General features: G+C 73.2%; 14 protein-coding genes and 1 riboswitch. Of the genes, 9 read left to right on the top strand and 5 right to left on the bottom strand.

The window, feature by feature from the left end:
- Nucleotides 1-49 precede the first annotated feature (49 nt).
- Both R2B67_RS29290 and R2B67_RS29285 read right to left on the bottom strand, forming a co-directional pair.
- Nucleotides 50-271: a helix-turn-helix domain-containing protein gene (locus R2B67_RS29290; RefSeq protein WP_006123601.1), complete on the bottom strand. Its 222-nt coding sequence runs from the start codon at nt 269-271 to the stop codon at nt 50-52.
- A 364-nt stretch (nt 272-635) separates the two neighbouring features.
- Nucleotides 636-2,234, bottom strand: a complete 1,599-nt coding sequence (locus R2B67_RS29285) for an ABC-F family ATP-binding cassette domain-containing protein (protein WP_018512227.1) — start codon at nt 2,232-2,234, stop codon at nt 636-638.
- 203 nt (nt 2,235-2,437) lie between these two features.
- Here R2B67_RS29285 and ypfJ point away from each other — a divergent pair, with 203 nt between their 5' ends.
- Together ypfJ and R2B67_RS29275 are read left to right on the top strand one after the other, a co-directional pair.
- Entirely contained in the window at nt 2,438-3,328 is an 891-nt protein-coding gene (ypfJ, locus tag R2B67_RS29280; protein WP_317822235.1) for a KPN_02809 family neutral zinc metallopeptidase, read from the top strand.
- Between the two features lie 60 nt (nt 3,329-3,388).
- Entirely contained in the window at nt 3,389-3,802 is a 414-nt protein-coding gene (locus R2B67_RS29275; RefSeq protein WP_317822234.1) for a VOC family protein, read from the top strand.
- Between the two features lie 27 nt (nt 3,803-3,829).
- Here R2B67_RS29275 and R2B67_RS29270 read toward each other — a convergent pair whose 3' ends face one another.
- From R2B67_RS29270 to R2B67_RS29260, 3 genes are all read right to left on the bottom strand, one after another.
- Complete coding sequence (locus R2B67_RS29270) at nt 3,830-5,164, bottom strand: hypothetical protein (RefSeq protein WP_018512224.1); 1,335 nt, start codon at nt 5,162-5,164, stop codon at nt 3,830-3,832.
- 185 nt (nt 5,165-5,349) lie between these two features.
- Nucleotides 5,350-6,477, bottom strand: coding sequence for an alpha/beta hydrolase (locus R2B67_RS29265; RefSeq protein WP_317822233.1), 1,128 nt, complete (start codon nt 6,475-6,477; stop codon nt 5,350-5,352).
- A 102-nt stretch (nt 6,478-6,579) separates the two neighbouring features.
- Complete coding sequence (locus R2B67_RS29260) at nt 6,580-7,239, bottom strand: class II aldolase/adducin family protein (RefSeq protein ID WP_317822232.1); 660 nt, start codon at nt 7,237-7,239, stop codon at nt 6,580-6,582.
- 277 nt (nt 7,240-7,516) lie between these two features.
- Here R2B67_RS29260 and R2B67_RS29255 point away from each other — a divergent pair, with 277 nt between their 5' ends.
- The 7 genes from R2B67_RS29255 to R2B67_RS29225 all read left to right on the top strand — a co-directional run bounded on the left by R2B67_RS29255 (nt 7,517) and on the right by R2B67_RS29225 (nt 16,096).
- Complete coding sequence (locus tag R2B67_RS29255) at nt 7,517-8,785, top strand: inorganic phosphate transporter (protein WP_317822230.1); 1,269 nt, start codon at nt 7,517-7,519, stop codon at nt 8,783-8,785.
- Between the two features lie 12 nt (nt 8,786-8,797).
- On the top strand, nt 8,798-9,034 hold the full coding sequence (locus R2B67_RS29250) for a hypothetical protein (RefSeq protein ID WP_018512220.1): 237 nt from the start codon (nt 8,798-8,800) through the stop codon (nt 9,032-9,034).
- A 117-nt stretch (nt 9,035-9,151) separates the two neighbouring features.
- Nucleotides 9,152-9,334: riboswitch (cobalamin riboswitch) on the top strand.
- A 145-nt stretch (nt 9,335-9,479) separates the two neighbouring features.
- Nucleotides 9,480-10,475, top strand: a complete 996-nt coding sequence (locus tag R2B67_RS29245; RefSeq protein ID WP_317822228.1) for a cobalamin biosynthesis protein — start codon at nt 9,480-9,482, stop codon at nt 10,473-10,475.
- On the top strand, nt 10,472-12,106 hold the full coding sequence (locus R2B67_RS29240) for a cobyric acid synthase (RefSeq protein ID WP_317822226.1): 1,635 nt from the start codon (nt 10,472-10,474) through the stop codon (nt 12,104-12,106). The genes R2B67_RS29245 and R2B67_RS29240 overlap by 4 nt, the downstream gene beginning before the upstream one ends.
- Nucleotides 12,103-14,145: a putative cobaltochelatase gene (locus tag R2B67_RS29235; RefSeq protein WP_317822225.1), complete on the top strand. Its 2,043-nt coding sequence runs from the start codon at nt 12,103-12,105 to the stop codon at nt 14,143-14,145. Before R2B67_RS29240 ends, R2B67_RS29235 begins: the two co-directional genes overlap by 4 nt.
- The gene (gene cobO, locus R2B67_RS29230) at nt 14,145-14,744 is read left to right on the top strand and encodes a cob(I)yrinic acid a,c-diamide adenosyltransferase (protein ID WP_018512216.1); all 600 of its coding nucleotides are present in this window, start codon (nt 14,145-14,147) and stop codon (nt 14,742-14,744) included. The genes R2B67_RS29235 and cobO overlap by 1 nt, the downstream gene beginning before the upstream one ends.
- Nucleotides 14,738-16,096 (top strand): cobyrinic acid a,c-diamide synthase CobB, encoded by a 1,359-nt coding sequence (locus tag R2B67_RS29225; protein ID WP_317822223.1) that lies wholly within the window; start codon nt 14,738-14,740, stop codon nt 16,094-16,096. Before cobO ends, R2B67_RS29225 begins: the two co-directional genes overlap by 7 nt.
- Nucleotide 16,097: the final 1 nt, after the last annotated feature.

Raw genomic sequence — 16,097 nt, 5'->3', positions numbered from 1 at the left:
GCCGGGTGGCCACCCCGAATTCCGATGAGCCCTGTCGCCTCCGGGGCACTCAGGCCGAAGCGGCCTTCTTGCCTCGTGTGGCTCCGCCGCGTCCCCGCAGCGTCACTCCGGACTCACTGAGCATCCGGTGGACGAACCCGTAGGAGCGGCCGGTTTCCTCGGCCAGCGCCCTGATGCTCGCACCGGAGTCGTACTTCTTCTTCAGGTCTGCCGCGAGCTTGTCACGCGCGGCGCCGGTCACCCGGCTGCCCTTCTTCAGAGTCTCGGCCACCCGTGCCTCCTCTATGGGAAGTGCGCTCTGGACTCTCATGATCACCCCTCCCGCGCTTCCTGGCCACCCATTCGGCAAGGTCGGTGCGACCGGATTCCGGACCGGAGAGCGCCCGGACACGATCGGAATCCCGTATTCCGGCGGGCCACAGGGGCGTGCGCCCCCTACCGGCGAAAGAACCGGCAGGTCAGAGCCGTACGGGGAACAAGGCCCCGGAAAGAGGCGCGCGGCGGGTGACCGCCGGGCGCACCACCGGGGTACGAGACGCCCTCACGCAGATGGTGGATCACGCGTAGGCCGAATGATCTATCCGGAGGGGGGCCGGAGATCCGTCCGGAGAGGGCAGGCGCTCTCTCCGGACGGATCAGGCGAGGGCGACCAGGTCCCGGTAGTCGGCACCCCAGAGGTCCTCGACACCGTCCGGGAGCAGGATGATCCGCTCCGGCTGGAGCGCCTCGACGGCGCCCTCGTCGTGGGTGACCAGGACGACGGCGCCCTTGTAGGTGCGCAGCGCGCCGAGGATCTCCTCGCGGCTGGCCGGGTCGAGGTTGTTCGTCGGCTCGTCGAGCAGGAGCACGTTGGCGGAGGAGACGACCAGGGTCGCGAGCGCGAGCCGGGTCTTCTCTCCGCCGGAGAGCACCCCGGCCGGCTTGTCGACGTCGTCGCCGGAGAAGAGGAACGAGCCGAGCGTCTTGCGGACCTGGACCAGGTCGAGGTCGGGCGCGGCGGAGCGCATGTTCTCCAGGACCGTGCGGTCCGGGTCGAGGGTCTCGTGCTCCTGGGCGTAGTAGCCGAGCTTGAGGCCGTGGCCCTCGATGATCTGGCCGGTGTCGGGCTTCTCCGCGCCGCCGAGCAGGCGGAGCAGTGTGGTCTTGCCGGCGCCGTTGAGGCCGAGGATGACGACGCGGGAGCCCTTGTCGATGGCCAGGTCGACGTCGGTGAAGATCTCCAGCGAGCCGTAGGACTTGGAGAGGCCCTCCGCCATCAGCGGGGTCTTGCCGCAGGGCGAGGGGTCGGGGAAGCGCAGCTTGGCGACCTTGTCGGAGACCCGTACGGCTTCCAGGCCCGAGAGCAGGCGGTCGGCGCGCTTGGCCATGTTCTGGGCGGCGACGGTCTTGGTGGCCTTCGCGCGCATCTTGTCGGCCTGCGCGTTGAGGGTCGCCGCCTTCTTCTCGGCGTTCTGGCGCTCGCGCTTGCGGCGCTTCTCGTCGGCCTCGCGCTGCTGCTGGTAGAGCTTCCAGCCCATGTTGTAGATGTCGATCTGCGAGCGGTTGGCGTCGAGGTAGAACACCTTGTTGACCACGGTCTCGACGAGCTCGACGTCGTGGGAGATCACGACGAAGCCGCCGCGGTAGTTCTTCAGGTAGTCGCGCAGCCAGACGATCGAGTCCGCGTCGAGGTGGTTGGTGGGCTCGTCGAGGAGCAGGGTGTCGGCGTCCGAGAAGAGGATCCGGGCCAGCTCGACGCGGCGGCGCTGACCACCGGAGAGCGTGTGCAGGGGCTGGCCGAGCACCCGGTCGGGCAGGCTGAGCGCGGCGGCGATGGTGGCGGCCTCGGCCTCGGCGGCGTACCCGCCCTTGGTGAGGAACTCCGTCTCCAGGCGCTCGTACTTCTTCATCGCCTTCTCACGGGTGGCGCCCTTGCCGTTCGCCATCCGCTCCTCGTTCTCGCGCATCTTGCGCAGGATCTCGTCGAGACCCCGGGCGGAGAGGATGCGGTCGCGGGCGAGGATCTCCAGGTCGCCGGTGCGCGGGTCCTGCGGGAGGTAGCCGACCTCGCCGGAGCGGCTGATGGTGCCGCCCGCGGGGGTGCCCTCGCCCGCGAGGCACTTGGTGAGGGTGGTCTTGCCCGCCCCGTTGCGGCCGACCAGGCCGATGCGGTCGCCCTTGGCGATACGGAAGGAGGCGGACTCGATGAGGATGCGGGCGCCGGCGCGCAGCTCGATGCCGGAGGCGGTGATCACGGAAAAACTCCAGGGCAGGATGGACGGCGGAGGGACGAGGGCGGAGGTCTCTCGACGCCGCTAATGCGCAAGGAGAATGGCCATAGGCCCCATTCTACTGGCGGTGTGCAACTGCTTTTCCGCGTGCCCGCCGGGACGAACCGTCCGATACTCGGCGCAGGGCGGCACCCCGTCGCCCGCCCCGAGCCGAGGGTGGTGCGCCCGTGCAGTTCGACGACGACGCCGATCTGGACACATCCGAGGTCCAGGACGTGCGCGGCAGCCGGATCCCGGGCGGGCGGGCCACCGTGGGCGGCGGCATCGTGGGGGTGATCGCGCTGATCCTGGGGCTGCTGTTCGGCGTCGGCCCCGATCAGCTCGGCCTCTCGTCCGGTGATACGGAGCCCGGGGCGGTGTCCTCGTCGGCGGGGCAGGTGCAGGAGAGCTGCCTGAAGGGCCAGGACGCCAACAGCCGGGACGACTGCCGGACGGTGGCGGTGGTCAACAGCGTGCAGGACTTCTGGCGCCAGGAGTTCGAGCGGCGGCGCGGTCGGTACGCGGCCGCCCCGACGGTCCTGTTCAGCGAGCGGGTCGGTACCGCCTGCGGGGCGGCGACCTCGGCGGTGGGGCCGTTCTACTGTCCCGGTGACCGGAAGGTCTATCTGGACCTGGGCTTCTTCGACGAGCTGCGGAAGAAGTTCGGCTCCAGCGGCGGGCCGTTCGCCCAGGCGTACGTGATCGCGCACGAGTACGGCCACCATGTGCAGAACCTGACGGGCACGCTGAGCCGGTCGCAGGACGGGCGGCAGGGGGCGGACAGCAACGCGGTGAAGGTGGAGCTGCAGGCCGACTGCTACGCCGGGGTCTGGGCGCACCACGCGACGACGACGCCGGACGAGTCGACGGGCCGACCGCTGATCACGGAGTTGACCCGGGCGGACATCCGGGACGGCCTGGACGCGGCGGCGGCGGTCGGGGACGACCGGATCCAGGAGCGGTTCCAGGGCCGGGTGACCCCGGAGTCCTGGACGCACGGCTCGTCCGCGCAGCGCCAGCAGTGGTTCTCCACCGGGTTCCGCAGCGGCGACATGGGGCGGTGCGACACCTTCGCCTGAGCCGCCGTTGTCGGCGCCGGGTGGAAGACTGAGACGCAGATCACAGGAGAGGTGAGTGGGATGGCAGGTGTGGCGAAGGGTGTCCCGACGATCTACCCGACGGTCCTCTACGACGACGCGAAGGCCGCGATCAGGACGCTGACGGAGGGCCTCGGCTTCACCGAGGAGGCGGTCTACGAGGGCGAGAACGGCAGCGTGGTGCACGCCGAGCTGTCCTGCGGCAACGGCAGGGTGATGCTCGGCTCCAAGGGCGGGGACGGCGCGTTCGCCCGGGCGATGGCGGGGGCGGGCCCGGCGGGGGTGTACGTGGTGGTGGAGGAGGTCGACGAGCACTTCGCGCGGGCCCGGGATTTCGGGGTGGAGATCCTGATGGAGCCGACGGACCAGGACTACGGCTCGCGGGACTACATGGCGCGGGACGCCGAGGGCAACGTCTGGAGCTTCGGGACGTACGCCCCGGGGTCCGCCGGCTGAACCGGGCCGACCCCGGGGGGTGCGGGCTCAGGCTCCGCCGGTGTGGACCTGGAAGGCGGCCCGGCGGACCGCTTTGGCCAGGGCGGGGTCGGGGTGGGCGGCGGCCAGGGCGACCAGGACCTGGACGGTGCGCGGGTGGCCGACGGCTCTGACCTCGTCCAGGAGGGCCGGGACGGTGCCCTGGACGGCGGAGTCGAGGTGGCGTACCAGCAGACCGGTCTCGCCGTGGTCGGCGACGGCGGCCGCGGTGTCGACCCAGAGCCAGGTGGCCTCCTCGCGGCTGAGGATCTCCTGCGCGTCGTCCGGGTCGGCCCCTTCGTACTCGGCGAGCCAGAGCAGCGCGTAGGGCCGCAGCGACGGGTTGGTGACCACCGCGCGGACCTCGGGCTCGGCGGGGGCGCCGACGACGCGGAGCGCCTCGAAGGCCAGTCCCCGCAGCAGCGCGTCCTGGCCCCGGGCGACGGCGAGGAGTTCGGCGACGGCGCTGCCGACCGTACGGGCGGCGAGCCAGGCCCGGTATTCGGCGCGGGCCGGTCCGGGGGTGAGCCGGGCGCAGCCGAGCAGCATGTCGGCGGCGGACTGCTCGATGTTCCCGGCCGGGCTCTGGGCGGCGACGCAGATCTGTTCCAGCTTGACCCAGACCGCCCAGTTGCCGAGCGGGGTGAGGGTGGCGTGACCTTTGCCGAGGGTCAGGGCGCCGACGGCGGCGAGGCCCTCCAGGGCCCAGTCGAGCAGCAGGGCGTCGAGGTCGGCGCTGCGGTCGGGGGCGGGCACCGGGCGGCCGGTGGTGGCGGGAGCGCTCTCGGCGGCCGAGCGGCCGGCGCCGTACGGCACTTCGCAGCGCTCCTCCTGGAGCTCGGCGATGCGCTGGGCGAGGAGGTCCAGGAGGGCCGGTACGGCGACGGGGCCCGCGGAGAGCTGGAGGAGGGAGAGCACCTGGGGCACGGCCTCGACGGCTTCGGCGACCGCTCCGGCCTCGATGCCCTCGGGGGCGGCGTGGACGAGCGACCAGGCGTCGAAGAGCGCGACCCAGCCGCGCAGGACGGCGGAGTCGTCCCGGTCCCAGGCGCGCAGCCGCCAGCCGGGGCGGGCGGTGTCGCCGTGCAGCTCGATCAGGCCGGCCAGCCGGGCCCGGTCCCAGCCCGCACGGACCTGTGCCGGGGAGAGTTCCAGGGCCGTCGCGGCCCGTTCGAGGGCCTGGGTGGCGAGGGGTGCGGCGCTGCCGGGGGCGGGGGCGCCGGCGGCCCAGTGGGCGATGCGTACGGCGTCGGCGAGGACCGCCCGGGCCTGGCGGGCCAGTTCGGTGCGGGGCGGGGTGCCCTCGGGGGGCCGGGGGGCCGGCCGGGTGCGCCGGGTGGACACAGCCCTGCGGGCGGTGGCGAGGGGTCGCGGGCGGACAAGTCGCAGCCTGGAGTCGCGCGGGGTACGGGACGTCACGGGAGCAGTCTTGCCTCTGACGGCCCGAAAGCCCAAACGGAAGGCGTTTCCCCGGTCCCCGCCCGGTTACCGGGGGTGCGGTGACCAAAGGGACCGATCCCCGCATCACCTCACATCAGGGGCGTGAGGAAGCGCCGGAGCCGCTCTTCGTAGCGGCCGGGATCCGCGTTCCACATCGACGCATGCGGAGCCTGGGATACGGAGTGGAGGCTGACCAGGTCCGGGCGGCGGGCGGCGAGCGCCCTCGACGGGCCCCAGGGGGCGATCGTGTCGTCCGGGCCGTGCACGATCAGCGTCGGGGCGGGCAGTGCGTCGGCCAGGGAGGCGTCCAGGAGCGGGGCCGAGGTCATCCCCGTCCGGCCCTGCGCGGCGCGGACGGCGAGCGGCAGCAGGGCGGCGGGGACTCCGCGGGCGGCGGCCAGGGCGCGCAGCGTGGTCGGCCAGTCCAGGACCGGGGAGTCCAGGACGAGGCCGCCGACGCGCTCGCGCAGCGGGGAGTTGGCGGCGGCGTGCAGGGCCATGGAGGCGCCGGTGGACCAGCCGTACAGGATCACGTTCCGGGCGCCGTAGCGGACGGCGAAGCGCATCGCGGCGTCCAGGTCGCGCCACTCGGAGGCGCCGAGGTGGCCGAGGCCGTCGGCGGGGCGGGGGGCTCCGGCGTCGCCCCGGTAGGCGAGGTCCAGCACGGGGAGCTGCTGGCCGCTCAGGAAGCCCATCAGGTTCATGGGGTGCTCGCGGGTGGTGCCGAGGCCGTGCGCGGTGATGACCCAGGTGTCGCGGTCGCCGGGGACCCACCAGGCGGGCAGTCCGCCGAGTTCGCCGGGGATCTCGACCTCCCGGTACTCCAGGCCGAGGGCGGCGCCGGGGTCCCCCCGGTACACCTCGGGGGTGAGGCGGACCTTGTCGCCCGGCTCCAGGATGCCGTGGGTGATCCGCTCCAGGGTGCGGACGACGGTGTCGGCGGTGGACTCGGCCCCTTCGACGACGGGGCCGACCACGGCGTGGACGCCGGGGCCCTCGATCCCGTACGTACCGGGGCGCAGCGCCGTGAGGGAGCGGGTCAGGGTGACCTGCCGGATCCCCGTGGCGTGCACGGTGAGTCTGCGGTCGGTGGGCAGGGGTCGGCCGGGCGCCGCCTTGAGGGCGGCGTCGCTGGCGTACCGGCCGGCTGCGACCGCTGCCGCACCGGCGCCGAGGATCGTGGTGACGGCCGTTGCCGTCGCAGTTGCCGGGCGCACCGCTTCAGTGTCGTGGGGCGGGCGGCGCGGTGCCAGTGGGCGGGGGCCGTCCGGTGCGGCGGGGCGGGGGCACGGGCGGGCGGTGCTGTGCTGTGCCGTGGGTCAGCCGGGCTGGCCGTATCCCTTCAGCGCCTCGGTCACCTCGGCCAGCTGGGCCTCGCTGAGCAGGGACGGGGTGCGGCCGGGCAGCGCGCTCGCGGTGAGCCAGAGGCGGCAGAGCCACTCCAGCTGGGCGGTGCGCTCGTAGGCCTGGTCGAGGGTGGAGCCGTAGGTGACGGTGCCGTGGTTGGCCAGCAGGCAGCCGGTGCGGCCCCGGAGGGCGGTGAGCATGGCGTCGGCCAGCTCCGGGGTGCCGTAGCGGGCGTAGGCGGCGGTGCGGACGGGCCCGCCGAGGATGGCGGCCGCGTAGTGGACGAGCGGCACCTCGGTGACGAGGGTGGAGACGGCGGTGGCGTGCACGGCGTGGGTGTGGACCACGGCGGCGGCGTCGGTCTCCGCGTAGACCGCGAGGTGGATGGGGAGTTCGCTGGTCGGCTTCAGCTCCCCGAGGACCTGGCGGCCGTCCAGGCCGACGCCGACGGCGTCCCCGGGTCCGAGCCGGTCGTAGGGCACCCCGCTGGGGGTCACCAGGACCAGGTCTCCGACGCGGGCCGACACATTGCCGGAGGTACCGACGACCAGGCCGTCGGCGGCGCTCCGACGGGCGGTCGCGACCACGTCCTGCCAGGCCAGGGCCACCGATTCCGGCTGCTGTGCGCTCATGGGGCGAGCGTAGGCGCGGCGGCGCGAAACCGGAACGTCATCCCCCACGTGACCGGGATCTCTTCCGGGGCCGAATGTGACCGTCAAAAACTTCGCCAACAAGGGGCAAAGGGCAGACCAGCCGGTGCCCCACCGCCCCTCCGCAGCCCCTCCCGCACACAAACGGAATCACCGCACTCCGATTCGGGTCACCACAGCGCCCCGTCCAGTTCATCTTCCGTTCACCCAGGTTGCCTACGGTCCACGAGCCACTGACGTCGAACGATTGCCTGGGTAAATGGAACACATCACGCTGCTGCTTGCGATTGTGGTCGTAACAGCTCTCGTGTTCGATTTCACGAACGGTTTCCACGACACCGCCAACGCGATGGCGACCACCATCTCGACCGGCGCGATGAAGCCCAAGACAGCGGTGGCCATGTCCGCCGTTCTCAACCTGATCGGCGCGTTCCTGTCGGTGGAGGTCGCCAAGACGATCTCCGGCGGGATCGTCAACGAAGACGGCATCAGAACAGAGGTCATCTTCGCGGCGCTCGTCGGCGCCATCCTGTGGAATCTGCTGACCTGGCTGGTCGGCCTGCCCTCCAGTTCGTCCCACGCCCTGTTCGGCGGCCTGATCGGCGCCGCCGTGATGTCGGCCGGCTGGTCCTCGATCAACGGCGGCACCGTCGTCACCAAGGTGCTGCTCCCCGCGATCGCCGCCCCGCTGGTCGCCGGTATCGCCGCGATGCTGGCCACCCGGCTGACGTACCGGATCAACCGGAACGTCACCGACCCGAACCAGCAGAAGTCGACCGCCAAGGGCTACCGGGCCGGACAGATCGCCTCCGCCGGTCTCGTCTCGCTCGCCCACGGCACCAACGACGCCCAGAAGACGATGGGCATCATCACCCTGGCCCTGGTCACCAGCGGTGTCCTGGCCCCGGGCTCCAACCCGCCCATGTGGGTCATCGTCTCCGCCGGTATCGCCATCGCGCTCGGCACCTACCTCGGCGGCTGGCGCATCATCCGCACCATGGGCAAGGGCCTCACCGACCTCCAGCCGCCGCAGGGCTTCGCCGCCCAGACCAGCGCGGCGACCGTCATCCTGGCCTCCTCTCACCTCGGCTTCTCGCTCTCCACCACCCAGTCCTGCTCGGGTGCCGTGATGGGCGCGGGCCTCGGCCGCAAGGGCGGCGTGGTCCGCTGGTCCACCGCCACCCGGATGTTCGTCGCCTGGGGCCTGACGCTCCCGGCCGCGGGTCTGGTCGGCGCGGGCGCCGAGTTCCTCACCAAGCAGGGCCCCTGGGGCATCGCCGTCACGGCGGTCATCCTGGTCGGCGGCTCCTTCGCCATCTGGCTGGCCTCGCGCCGCGAGCCGGTCGACCACACCAACGTCAACGACACCGAGGACGCGACGGCGGACGAGCCGCAGGGCGTCGTCACCACCGCCATGGCCGCGGTCGCGCCGCCGCCCACCGCCGGTGCGGTCTCCGAACTCTCGACCACCATCCCGGCCCCGGCCGGGGCGCCCGACGACACGCCCCGCCCCGCGGCCACGGTGTAAGGACAGATCCGTATGAAAATCGACTGGGCAGCACTCGCCTCCGTCTTCGGTGTCAGTCTCGTGGTCACCGTCGCGCTGGTCGGCGTCTTCACCCTGGGCATCGTCGCCCTCTCCAAGCTGTCGGCCCCGGCCGGCAGTGCCACCGGCGCCACCGGCGGTTCGGCCGCACTGGCGCGCACCGGCGCGTACGCCGCCTTCGCGGCGTGCGTGGCGGCGGTCGCGTACGGGATCTATCTGATCGTCGCCTGACCGCGCGGACACGTTCCTTCGGGCCGGACACACCACCGTGTGTCCGGCCCGCTGTGCGTCTGCGCACACTGGAGCTCCGCAGGTCAACAGCAAGTTGACGGCCGTTCTCGCAGCGTGGTGGACTGCCGGAGCCATTTACGGCGACAGAAGAGGAAGCCGGTGCGAATCCGGCGCGGTCCCGCCACTGTCACCGGGGAGCACTCCCCCACACCGGATGTCACGGCCCTCCTGACCGAGGGCTGGAAGGCCGGGGGAACTGCGGATCCGGGGAGCCAGGAGACTCTTGTCGCCGGTCACGTCGAACCAGGGCGCGGACCCTGAGTGAGGACATAAGCCATGCCCGGCCGCCGTGCGCCGCACCCTGTGCCTCTCCCGGTATCTCCTCCGGTATCGCTCGCGGTACCTCTCCGTGCCGGAACGCCTCTGCCCGCGGCGGGCTGAACCCGTGCGTGCCGATCGTGTCTTCGCGTACGGCGCCGTCGCCGGGCTGATCGCCGACGCGGCTCTCGGCGACCCGCGCCGGGGCCATCCCGTCGCCGGTTTCGGCCGGGCTGCCGCGCGGGTGGAGTCGCTGCTGTGGCGGGACGACCGGGGCCGGGGCGCGCTGCACACCCTGCTGTGCGCCGGAGGGGCCGTGGGGGCCGCCGCGCTGGCCGCCCGTGCCGTACGAGGACGCCCCGCGCTCGCCGTCGCGCTGACGGCCGCCACCACCTGGTCGGTCGTCGGCGGCACCTCGCTGGGCCGGGAGGCCCGCGCCATCGGGGGCGCGCTGGCCGCCGGTGACCTGGAGGTGGCCCGGGAGCGGCTGCCGCATCTGTGCGGGCGTGATCCGCACTCCCTGGACGGGCCGCAGATCGCCCGTGCCGTCGTGGAGTCGGTCGCGGAGAACACCTCGGACGCCGTCGTGGGCGCGCTGGTGTGGGGCGCGATCGGCGGGGTGCCGGGGCTCGTCGGCTTCCGGGCCGTGAACACGCTCGATGCGATGGTCGGCCACAAGTCACCCCGTTACCGCCGTTACGGCTGGGCCTCGGCCCGCCTGGACGACCTCGCGGGGTGGCCCGGGGCACGGCTGACGGCCGCGCTGGCCGTGGCGGGCGGCGGGCGGCCCTCGGAGGCCGTACGCGCCTGGAAGGCGGACGCGGGGCGTCACCCCAGCCCGAACGCGGGGCCGGTGGAGGCCGCGTTCGCGGGGGCGCTCGGCGTACGGCTCGGCGGGACGCTGGCGTACGCGGGGCGCGTCGAGCACCGGCCGGTGCTGAACGGCGGGTCGGGCCGGGAGGTCCGGAGCTCCGACATCGAGCGCGCGGTGCGGTTGTCGCGCCGGGTGAGTGTGCTGGCCCTCGGGGTGTGCGTGGTGGGCCGGACGGTCGTGGGGCGCGTGGTCGCGAGGCGTGTGGTCGCCGGACGGTCGTCGACAGGACAGAGGCGGGGTCGGGCATGAGCGGTGGGCTGCTGGTCGCGGGGACCACATCGGACGCGGGCAAGAGCGTCGTCACGGCGGGCATCTGCCGCTGGCTGGTGCGCCGGGGCGTGAAGGTCGCGCCCTTCAAGGCGCAGAACATGTCCCTCAACTCCTTCGTGACCCGTGAGGGCGCGGAGATCGGGCGCGCCCAGGCCATGCAGGCGCAGGCCGCCCGGGTGGAGCCGACGGCGCTGATGAACCCGGTACTGCTGAAGCCGGGCAGCGACCGGTCCAGCCAGGTCGTGCTGATGGGAAAGCCGGTGGGCGAGATGAGCGCCCGGGGGTACCACGGGGGGCGTCAGGAGGCGCTGCTCGGGACGGTGACGGGGTGTCTGGAGGAGCTGCGGTCGACGTACGACGCGGTGATCTGCGAGGGGGCCGGAAGCCCCGCCGAGATCAATCTGCGGCGCACCGACATCGTGAACATGGGGATCGCGCGGGCCGCGAAGTTCCCGGTGCTGGTGGTCGGGGACATCGACCGGGGCGGGGTCTTCGCGTCCTTCTTCGGGACCACGGCGCTGCTGAGCGCGGAGGACCAGTCGCTGGTCGCGGGCTACCTGGTGAACAAGTTCCGGGGTGACGTCTCGCTGCTGGAGCCGGGGCTGGACATGCTGTACGGGCTGACCGGGCGGCGGACTTACGGGGTGCTGCCGTTCACCCATGGGCTCGGCATCGACGAGGAGGACGGCCTGCGGGTGTCCCTGCGGGGTGCGGTGCGGGAGTCGGTCGTGGCGCCGCCCCATGGCGAGGACGTGTTGCGGGTCGCGGTCTGCGCGGTGCCGTTGATGTCCAACTTCACGGATGTGGACGCGCTGGCCGCCGAACCGGGTGTGGTGGTGCGGTTCGTGGACCGGCCCGATGAGCTGGCCGACGCGGACCTGGTCGTCGTGCCCGGGACGCGCGGCACGGTGAAGGCGCTGGCCTGGCTGCGGGAGCGGGGGCTCGCGGACGCGCTGGTGCGGCGGGCGGCGGAGGGGCGGCCGGTGCTGGGGATCTGCGGGGGGTTCCAGGTGCTGGGTGAGCGGATCGAGGACGAGGTGGAGTCGCGGGCCGGGGTCGTGGACGGGCTGGGGCTGCTGCCGGTACGGGTGCGCTTCGAGCGGGCCAAGACGCTGGCGCGGCCGGTGGGTTCGGCGCTGGGTGAGCCGGTGGAGGGGTACGAGATCCATCACGGGGTCGCCGATGTGCGGGGCGGTGAGCCGTTCCTGGACGGGTGCCGGGTCGGGGCGGTGTGGGGGACGCACTGGCACGGGTCGCTGGAGAGCGATGGGTTCCGGCGGCGGTTCCTGGAGGAGGTGGCCCGGGCCGCCGGGCGGCAGTTCGTTCCCGCGCCGGACACGAGCTTCGGGGTGTTGCGGGAGGAGCAGCTGGATCGGCTGGGGGATCTGGTGGAGGAGCATGCGGATACGGATGCGTTGTGGCGGTTGATCGAGGGGGGCGCGCCGCCCGGGTTGCCGTTCGTGCCGCCGGGGGCGCCGCCGTTGGGGGCGGGTGCGGGTGCGGCGGAGAGCCGGGGCGCTGCCCCGGGCCCCGCTCCTCAATCGCCGGAGGGGCTTGTAGCGACCGGTCACGTCGAAGCTGAAGAGCATGTCAACAAGGAGGCCTTGTGAGTACGCCGTATCCCTTCACCGCGATCGTCGGGCAGGACGACCTGCGGCTCGGGCTGTTGCTGAATGCGGTCAGTCCGGCCGTCGGTGGTGTGCTCGTGCGGGGCGAGAAGGGGACCGCCAAGTCCACCGCCGTGCGGGCACTGGCCGCGCTCATGCCCGAGGTCTCCGTCGTACCGGGGTGCCGGTTCTCCTGTGATCCCCTCTCCCCCGATCCGGCGTGTCCTGACGGGCCGCACGCGGAGGCGGCCGGTGTGTCGCGGGCGGCGCGGACCGTGGAGCTGCCCGTCGGGGCGTCCGAGGACCGGCTCGTGGGGGCGCTGGACATCGAGCGGGCGCTCTCGGAGGGCGTGAAGGCGTTCGAGCCGGGGCTGCTGGCCGACGCGCACCGCGGGATCCTGTACGTCGACGAGGTCAACCTCCTCCACGACCACCTGGTGGACCTGCTGCTGGACGCGGCCGCCATGGGTGCCTCGTACGTCGAGCGCGAAGGCGTCTCCGTACGGCATGCGGCGCGGTTCCTACTGGTCGGGACGATGAACCCGGAAGAGGGCGAGCTGCGGCCGCAGTTGCTGGACCGGTTCGGGCTGACCGTCGAGGTGGCCGCCTCCCGGGACACCGACGAGCGGGTGGAGGTCGTACGGCGCCGGCTCGCGTACGACGACGATCCCGAGGGGTTCGCCGCGCGCTGGGCCGAGGAGGAGACGGCGCTCCGGGAGCGCATCGGCGCCGCGCGTGCCCTGCTGCCGCGTGTCGTGCTCGGGGACGGCGTGCTGCGGCAGATCGCCGCGACCTGCGCCGCGTTCGAGGTCGACGGGATGAGGGCCGACATCGTGATGGCCCGTACCGCGACCGCGCTCGCCGCCTGGGCCGGGCGCGAGGAGGTCACCGCCGACGACGTACGGCAGGCCGCCCTGCTGGCGCTCCCCCACCGGCGGCGCCGGAACCCCTTCGACGCGCCGGGTCTGGACGAGGACAAGCTGGACCAGACCTTGGACGAGGCAGGCCCGCAGGAGAACCAGGAGAACAACGACGGCGACGACGATCCCGACCCCGGGCCCGATGGCGGCGGCGACGGTGGTGGGGGCGGTGGCGTGCCGCCGCAGGCCGATGGCGACCGTACGCCACCCCCTGCGGAAGACGACGACACGCCGTCCCAGGCCCCCGACTCCGCCCCCGACGCGCCCGGGCGCTCCGCCGGGGCCGAGCAGCAGCCGGTGGCCGCCGCCGAGCCGTTCCGTACGAAGATGCTCAGCGTTCCGGGGCTGGGGGAAGGCGCTGCGGGGCGGCGCTCCCGGGCCCGTACGGCGCATGGTCGGACCACAGGAGCGGTCCGGCCACAGGGCGCTCTCACCAAGCTGCACCTCTCCGCCACCGTCCAGGCCGCCGCCCCCCACCAGCGGGCGCGCGGGCGGTCCGGGCGCGGGCTCGTGGTGCGGCGGGACGATCTGCGGCAGGCGACCCGGGAGGGGCGTGAGGGCAACCTCGTGCTGTTCGTCGTGGACGCCTCCGGGTCGATGGCGGCCCGGAAGCGGATGAGCGCGGTCAAGGGGGCCGTGCTGTCGCTGCTGCTGGACGCCTACCAGCGGCGGGACAAGGTCGGTCTGGTCACCTTCCGGGGCAAGGAGGCCGAGGTGGCGCTGCCGCCGACCTCGTCCGTGGACGCGGCCGCCGCCCGGCTGGAGTCGCTGCCGACCGGGGGCCGCACCCCGCTCGCCGCCGGGCTGCTCAAGGCCCATGACGTGCTGCGGGTGGAGCGGCTGCGCGATCCTTCGCGCCGGCCGCTGCTCGTCGTCGTCACGGACGGCCGGGCGACCGGCGGTCCTGAGCCGGTGGCGCTCGCGGGGCGGGCGGCGCGGCTGCACCAGGCCGAGGGGACGGCATCGGTCGTCGTGGACTGCGAGTCGGGGTACGTACGCCTCGGTCTCGCCGGGGAACTCGCCCGGGAGCTGGGAGGCACCGCCGTCACGCTCGACGAGCTGCGGGCCGACTCGATCGCCGGGCTCGTCAAGGACGTCACCGCAGCCGGGAGGGCCGCTTAATGCCGCAGGGACAGCCGACATCGGTGCCGGACGACGGGCTCACCACCCGTCAGCGGCGCAACCGCCCGCTCCTGTTCGTCCACACGGGCATAGGCAAGGGCAAGTCGACCGCCGCCTTCGGGCTCGCGCTGCGGGCCTGGAACCAGGGGTGGCCGATCGGGGTGTTCCAGTTCGTGAAGTCGGCGAAGTGGAAGGTCGGCGAGGAGAACGCGCTGAAGGTGCTGGGCGCGAGCGGCGAGGGCGGCACCGTCGACTGGCACAAGATGGGCGAGGGCTGGTCCTGGGTCCAGCGCGACGGCCAGCTCGACAACGAGGAGAAGGCCCGCGAGGGGTGGGAGCAGGTCAAGCGTGATCTCGCCGCCGAGACGTACAAGCTGTACGTGCTGGACGAGTTCGCCTACCCGATGCACTGGGGCTGGATCGACACCGACGAGGTCGTCGAGGTGATGCGGAACCGGCCCGGCACCCAGCACGTGGTGATCACCGGCCGCAACGCGCCGGACGCGCTGATCGAGGCCGCCGACCTGGTGACCGACATGTCGAAGGTCAAGCACCCGATGGACGCGGGGCAGAAGGGCCAGAGGGGCATCGAGTGGTGAGTACGCCCCGTCTGGTCATCGCCGCACCTGCTTCCAACAGCGGCAAGACCACCGTCGCCACCGGCCTGATGGCCGCCTTCACCGCGCGCGGGCTTGCCGTATCGCCGCACAAGGTGGGCCCGGACTACATCGATCCGGGGTACCACTCGCTGGCGACGGGCCGCCCCGGCCGCAATCTCGACGCGTACATGTGCGGGCCGGAGCTGGTCGCCCCGCTCTTCGCGCACGGGTCGGCGGGGTGCGACCTCGCCGTGGTCGAGGGCGTGATGGGGCTGTACGACGGTGCCTCGGGGCAGGGGGAGCTGGCGTCGACCGCGCAGGTGGCGAAGCTGCTCAAGGCGCCCGTGGTGCTGGTGGTGGACGCCTCCTCCCAGTCCCGGTCGGTGGCGGCCCTGGTCCACGGGTTCGCCTCCTGGGACCCCGAGGTGCGGATCGGCGGGGTGATCCTGAACAAGGTGGCCTCCGACCGGCACGAGGCGCTGTTGCGCGATGCGTTGGACGAGTCGGGGCTTCCGGTGCTGGGCGTGATCCGGCGGGCGCCTCAGGTGGCCACGCCCTCGCGCCACCTGGGTCTGGTGCCGGTGGCCGAGCGGCAGGGCGATGCGGTGGACGCCGTACGGGCCATGGGTGAGCGGGTGCGCGCCGGGTGCGACCTGGACGCGCTGATGGCGCTGGCCCGGAGTGCGCCCGCGCTGGCGGACGAGGCGTGGGAGCCCGCGTACGCCCCTGCGGAAAGCTCGGAAAGTCCCAGGCCCGTCGTCGCCGTGGCCGGCGGGGCGGCGTTCACCTTCGCGTACGCGGAACACGCCGAGCTGCTGGCGGCGGCCGGTGCGGAGGTCGTCGTCTTCGACCCGCTGCGGGACGAGAAGCTGCCGGTCGGCACGGCGGGGCTCGTGATCGGCGGCGGGTTCCCGGAGATGTACGCCCCCGAGCTGTCGGCCAACGAGCCGTTGCGCCGGGCGGTCACCGAACTGGCCCTGAGCGGTGCCCCGGTGGCGGCCGAGTGCGCGGGGCTGCTGTATCTGGCGCGGGAGCTGGACGGGAAGCCGATGTGCGGGGTGCTGGACGCCACGGCCCGGATGTCGGAGCGGCTCACGCTCGGGTACCGGCAGGCGGTGGCGGTCTCCGACAGCCCGCTCGCGGCCGCCGGGACCCGGATGCGCGGCCATGAGTTCCACCGGACGGTGCTGGAGCCGGGGGCGGGGCCGGTTCCCGCGTGGGGCATGCACCAGCCGGAGCGGCGGGTGGAGGGGTACGTCCAGCGGGGCGTGCACGCCAGCTATCTGCACACCCACTGGGCGGCCTCCCCCGAGGTGGCCCGACGTTTCGTGGAGCACTGCCGGGCGCGGTGAG

Source organism: Streptomyces cyaneofuscatus (assembly GCF_033109485.1).
In the GTDB taxonomy this organism is placed as follows: Bacteria; Actinomycetota; Actinomycetes; order Streptomycetales; family Streptomycetaceae; genus Streptomyces; species Streptomyces cyaneofuscatus.
The sequence above is the reverse complement of the archived record's forward strand: the minus strand, read 5'-3'. Positions and strand labels throughout refer to the sequence as shown.